This window comes from Streptomyces sp. SID5785 (assembly GCF_009870065.1).
Lineage (GTDB): Bacteria > Actinomycetota > Actinomycetes > Streptomycetales > Streptomycetaceae > Streptomyces.
In genome coordinates, this window is sequence record NZ_WWIA01000415.1 from 1 (window position 1) to 5,369 (window position 5,369).

General features: G+C 73.7%; 7 protein-coding genes. 3 read left to right on the forward strand and 4 right to left on the reverse strand.

Features of this window, described 5'->3' with window-relative positions; all coding sequences use genetic code 11:
• The coding region (locus GTW43_RS13740) for a peptidase dimerization domain-containing protein (protein WP_161301967.1) at window positions 1-704 on the forward strand (704 nt) is incomplete at its 5' end.
• Window positions 705-797: 93 nt separating this feature from the next.
• Here GTW43_RS13740 and GTW43_RS13745 read toward each other — a convergent pair.
• Window positions 798-1,778, reverse strand: a complete 981-nt coding sequence (locus GTW43_RS13745; RefSeq protein WP_161301968.1) for an LLM class flavin-dependent oxidoreductase — start codon at window positions 1,776-1,778, stop codon at window positions 798-800.
• 209 nt (window positions 1,779-1,987) lie between these two features.
• Between GTW43_RS13745 and GTW43_RS13750 the strand changes: the two genes are divergently transcribed.
• Entirely contained in the window at window positions 1,988-2,167 is a 180-nt protein-coding gene (locus GTW43_RS13750) for a hypothetical protein (RefSeq protein ID WP_161301970.1), read from the forward strand.
• 106 nt (window positions 2,168-2,273) lie between these two features.
• On the opposite strand, the gene GTW43_RS13755 is transcribed toward GTW43_RS13750, so the two are convergent.
• Together GTW43_RS13755 and GTW43_RS13760 are read right to left on the reverse strand one after the other, a co-directional pair.
• Complete coding sequence (locus GTW43_RS13755; RefSeq protein WP_161301972.1) at window positions 2,274-3,590, reverse strand: cyclopropane-fatty-acyl-phospholipid synthase family protein; 1,317 nt, start codon at window positions 3,588-3,590, stop codon at window positions 2,274-2,276.
• Window positions 3,591-3,862: 272 nt separating this feature from the next.
• Window positions 3,863-4,333, reverse strand: a complete 471-nt coding sequence (locus GTW43_RS13760; protein ID WP_161301974.1) for a hemerythrin domain-containing protein — start codon at window positions 4,331-4,333, stop codon at window positions 3,863-3,865.
• 171 nt (window positions 4,334-4,504) lie between these two features.
• Here GTW43_RS13760 and GTW43_RS13765 point away from each other — a divergent pair, with 171 nt between their 5' ends.
• Window positions 4,505-4,756 (forward strand): hypothetical protein, encoded by a 252-nt coding sequence (locus GTW43_RS13765; RefSeq protein ID WP_161301975.1) that lies wholly within the window; start codon window positions 4,505-4,507, stop codon window positions 4,754-4,756.
• Between the two features lie 81 nt (window positions 4,757-4,837).
• On the opposite strand, the gene GTW43_RS13770 is transcribed toward GTW43_RS13765, so the two are convergent.
• The coding region (locus tag GTW43_RS13770; protein WP_161301977.1) for a TetR/AcrR family transcriptional regulator at window positions 4,838-5,369 on the reverse strand (532 nt) is incomplete at its 5' end.

Sequence of the window (5,369 nt, forward strand, 5' to 3'; positions counted from 1 at the left end):
CGTCGGGGCCCGTGATGGCGGCGGCGGACACCGCGGCGGTGGTCATCCACGGGCGCGGCGGACACGGGTCCCGGCCGGAGTCCACCGTCGACCCGGTCCTGATCGCGGCCCACGTGGTGACCCGGCTCCAGAGCATCGTCGCCCGCGAGGTCCCGCCCGCCGAGACGGCCGTCGTCACGGTGGGCCGCCTGCAGGCCGGTTCCAAGGACAACATCATCCCGGACACGGCGGAACTCGGGATCAACGTCCGCAGCTACTCCCCGGACGTGCGCGCCCTCGTCAAGAAGGCCGTCGAGCGCATCGTGCGCGCCGAGTGCGCGGCCGGCGCCACGCCCGAACCGCCGGTGATCGAGTGGACGCACAGCGCTCCGCTCCTGGTCAGCGACCCGGAGTCGACGGCGAGGACGGTGGCGGCGTTCGCCGGGGAGTTCGGCGAGCAGCGGCTGTTCCCGATGCCCCTCGTCGCGGCGAGCGAGGACGTCGGCGTCTTCGGCGAGGCGGCCGGGGTGCCGACGGTCTTCTGGTTCTGGGGCGGGCTGGAGACGGAGCCCACCCTGAACGCCATCCTCTCCGGCCGACTGGACTCCCTGCCCGGCAACCACTCGCCCCACTTCGCTCCCGTCGTGGAGCCCACCCTGACGACGGGCGTGCAGGCGCTGGTCGTGGCCGCCCGGACCTGGCTGGGCGGCACGACGGACGCGTGACCGTGCGGGCGGCCCGGCCCGGCCGGTCCTGTCGGTCGGTCGGTGCGTCCGTCCGTTCATCAGCCGCGTCGACAACCCCGCGAGTCGGTACAGCTAGCCCGCGGACAGGTGTTCCCGGATCAGTGCGTACGAGGCGACGCGGTCGCGGATGTCGTGGACCGGTGTGGTGAGCATCAGTTCGTCCGCGCCCGTCTCGTCGGCCAGCTCCCTGAGCCGGCCGACGACGGCGGCGGGGGCGCCGACGGCCTGCTGAGCGCGGAACGCGGCCAGGGCCCGCCGCTCCTCCGCCGTGAAGGAATGGGCCGCGGCCTCGGCGGGCGTGGGGAACGGCAGGTCGCTGACTCCCTTGAGGAGACCGGCCTTGACGACGTTCATCGGTCCTCCGCGGCGCTGCGCCTCCTCCTCCGTCGGCGCACACACGGTCTCCACGCACAGCAGGACGTGGGGCTGCGCGCACCAGCGCGAGGGCTGGAACGCGGACCGGTAGTGCTCGAGGACCGCGCGGGTGTTGTCCGGCCTGATGTGGTGGGCGACGGCGACGGGCAGGCCGAGTCCGGCGGCGAGGCCGGCACCGGCGGGGCTGGACGCCAGTAGCCACGGCTCCGGCAGCGGGCCGAGGGCGACCTCGTCCGTCAGATACGCGAGGATCTCGGCCACGTCGTCGCGGTACTCGGCGTCCGTCGTCGGACCGGCTCCGCGCCGCAGCGCCCGTGCGGTGGCCTCATCGAAGGTGCCCGGACCCCGGCCGAGGCCCAGGTCGATACGGTCCGCGTGCAGCGCGGCCAGCGTCCCGAACTGCTCGGCGACCGTGAGCGGCGCATGGTTGGGAGCCAGGACGCCGCCCGACCCGAGGCGGATCACCGAGGTGGAGGCCGCGGCGTGCGCGGTCAGGACGACGGGCGGAAACGCGCCGATCGCCGGGGAGTGATGGTGCTCGGCGTACCAGACCCGGTGGTAGCCGAGCCGTTCCAGTTCCTGCGCGAACTCCGCGGTGTCCCGCAGGGTGTCCACGGCCCGGGTGCCCGTCTGGACCATGGCGACTTCGAGCGCGGAGAGCGGCGGCATGTCGATCATGCCCCTCAGCATAGGAACGGCCGGGCCCGGCGCGGGCCACGACCGCGCCCTTCACGCCATGCGCCGGGGCCGGGCCGCCCTCCCGCCCGACGGGGTGGGCCGGAACCGGGCCGGGCGGGGCGGGAGTTCACCGCCCGGACGCCTTGCGTCATATGCCGGTTTCGTTGGGCTCTGGCTCACTGTCAGTGGCAGCGCCTACGCTGTTCGTCATGATCCCGATCCAACCGACGTCCGGCTCCGCCCGCTCGGCCGCCGAGCTGAACCGTCAGATCCGCCATCTGATGGAGCGGACCGGCGGCCGGCTCACCACCGAACAGCGCGCGCAGTACGAGGTCCTGGTCGTCGCGTGGGCCGCGGCGGTGCGCGAGGACATCGTCGAAGCGGCGTGACATCGTCCGTACCTCCCCCCTCCGACCATGAACGCGTGGCCGCCGGAGGCCACTTGAGCCCGTGCCCCCGGGCACCTCGGGCCACGGCGAGCGAGCCGAGCGGCCCCTATCCGAGACCCTCGTACCACCCGGGGACGTCCGTCGGCGTCCCCGGGCCGCCCGCCGACGCCCCGGGATCGGGCCGGACCGACAGGATCTGGTCGACGCCCATGCGACCTTCCTCGAAGGCGAGCCTGCCGCCGGCCAGATAGAGCCGCCACACCCGGGCCGTCTCCTCCCCCACCAGGGCCACGAAGTCGTCCCAGCCCGTCTCGAGGGTCTCCTGCCAGGCCGCGACCGTGCGGACGTAGTCCTCGCGCAGGGCCTCGACGTGGCGCACCTCAAGTCCCGCGGCCTCCAGCAGGCCCGTCGTCTCGCCGAGGGGGCGCATGTGCATGTCCGGCGCGATGTACGTCTCGATGAACGGGCCGCCCCCGGGGGCATTGCGCTGCCGTGACATCTGCTGGACCAGGACGCGTCCGCCGGGCCTGACCAGACGGTGCAGGGCGCCGGCGAACGCCGGGTACTGGGCGTCACCGACGTGCTCGCCCATCTCGATCGTGGCCACGGCGTCGAAGCCGCTCCCCTGGATGTCCCGGTAGTCCTGGCAGATCACCTCGACCCGGTCGGTCAGACCACGGGCCCGCACCCGCTCCCGCACGTGCGCCGCCTGCTCCTTCGCCAGCGTCACCGCCGTGACGGACACACCGTGGTGCTCGGCGGCGTGGGCGGTGAGGGACCCCCAGCCGCAGCCGATGTCGAGGAGTCGCGCGCCGGGCCGGAGCGCGAGCTTGCGGCAGATCAGTTCGAGCTTGGCCCGCTGGGCGTCCGCCGGTGTGAACTCGGGGTCCGTGCGCGGCCAGTAGCCGCACGAGTACGCCATGGTCTCGTCGAGCAGTCGCTCGTAGAAGCGGTTCGACAGGTCGTAGTGGTGGCTGATGGCCGCGCGGTCGCGGGAGCGGCTGTGGAGGTTTCCGTGCAGGCGCGCCTGGCTTGCGGGGGCGGGCGGCCGCGGGCCGACGGCGCCGAGCCGGACCACGGCGGACGCGATCCGCGCCCGGTCGGCCATCGTCAGCTCGGGTGCGTGAAGGCCGTGTTCGCGCACCGCCGTCCACATGGTGCGCAGCCCCTCGGTGAGGTCGCCCACGACGTCGATGTCCTTCGTGACATAGGCCTGGGCGAGCCCCAGCTCCCCCGGCTGCCACAGGAGTCGGCGCAGCGCGCGCCGGGATCGCAGCACGACCACCGGGCCGGTGTCGGGTCCGGCCTCGCTGCCGTCCCAGGCGCGCAGCCGGATCGGCAGCGGACCACCGAGCGCTGCCTGTGCGACAGCGGCGACGCGGGGCGCGACCCCGGCTCGGCGGGTGTGGGGCTGACGCATCATCGGGTGTGGTCCTCCTTGACGGGCGGGTGCTGCGGGACGCCGAGCAGCCGGGCGCGGGGACCGGGCTCGGGGCGGATACGCACCGAGGCGCAGCGGAGCGGCGCACCCATGGCCGTGCCCCGTCCTCCGCCACGCCGATCGGCGCCGCCATCTGTGATCCGGAGCCGGGGCGCGAGCGGATTGGCGCACGTTCGGACCGTGATCGCGGATCTCCGCCGATCGCCCACCGGCGCGTGCGGCCGCACCCACGGGCTGCGACCGGCCGCGCGACCCTAGAGGGTCCCGAGCACGTCCCCGGGGTCGGCGGCCAGGTCGAGGCTCTCGAGCACGGTGAGCAACTGCCGTTCCTCGTAACGGAAGTGGCTCTCCATGATCGCGGCGATGCCTTCGAGGTGGCCGCCGAGCTCCTCGGGCGTCGCCGCCCGCTCGACGGCCGCCTGGAGCCCGCCGAGCAGGTGGGCGATCATCGAGTGGTCCTGTTCGAGGGCTCGCAGCACCGGGCGCAGCTGCGGATGTGCCTCGGCCACGGCCGGAAACAGGGTGCGGTCCTCGCCCTGGTGGTGGGCGTCGAGGGCCGCGCAGAAGCCGTGGCAGTACAGCAGGAGTTCGCGGGTGGCGGCCTCGCCGGGCGTGCCCTCGGCGAGGGAGGTGCGGGTCACGCGCAGCGCCTCGCGCAGGCGGCCGTGGACGCGGCGGAGTTCTCGGCTCCAGGCGACGAGCCTGGTCGTCTCGCGCTCAGTCACGCGAGAACGAAGGGTGTGACGGGCGCATCGCCGGTCTCCCTCGGTTCGGTGCCTCCATGCCTGACACGGTCTGCCACCGGCACGCGACACGTGCGACACCCTACGCCACACCCTGCACGCCGCACGGAGCAGTCTTCGGTGACCTGGACCGCACGCGATCGTTGGCAGCGTATGTCGAACATCAAGCGCGCCCTTGCCGCCTGCGCTCTCGCAGGCGCCGCCCTGGCCACCGCCGGGACGGCCGCCCACGCGGCCGACGCCCAGTCCGCCTCCGCCGCACTCCCGACGCCCCTGGGCCCGGTCGGCGAGGACAACAGCACGGAACTGCCCCACCTGAACACCGGCGCCCTCAACGGGGCACCGGGCCAGGGAGTCACCCAGAACGTCCAGGGAACGGTCCTCGGGGGCCTGCCCCTGGGTTAGGTCCGTTAGGTCCCCTCCGGCGGATGCCGCCCGGGCCGGTGCCGATGCGGGCGCTCAGAGCGCCGATCCGCGGCCCGGGCCTCAGGGCGCCGGAACGCCCGCCCCCACGCCGACCAGATACGCGGTGAGGACACGGCGCAGGCGGGGTTCCACCTCGACGATCGCGTGCCCGAGGCGGGGATCACCGTCGTAGAGCTCCCGCAGCCGGGGCCCGGGGCTCGCCATCTGCCACAACGCCCCGGCCATCCCGGTGGCCGTGGACATCAGGTCGAGGACCTGCCCCTCCGTCAGCCCCAGGAGGCGGTTCACCTCACCGCCGATGAGATCGACTTCGTGCAACGTGACGAGCTTGAACGTCCGTACCGCCTCCAGCGACACATTGCGCTCCAGGTTGAGCGGGGCCTGTGCCAGCAGGTCGCAGAACATCGGGCGCGCCGCCAGCGTCGAGGCGAAGGCCTCGGCGACACCGGCGGGGTCGCCCTCCCCCCTGGCCGCGAGGTCGGCGCGCAGCGCGGCCGACCAGTCACGCCAGCCCTCCGCGGTGAGCTCGAGGAAGATCTGCTCCCGCGTCTCGAAGTACCGCAGGAGCGCCGACTTGTGCATGCCCACTTCG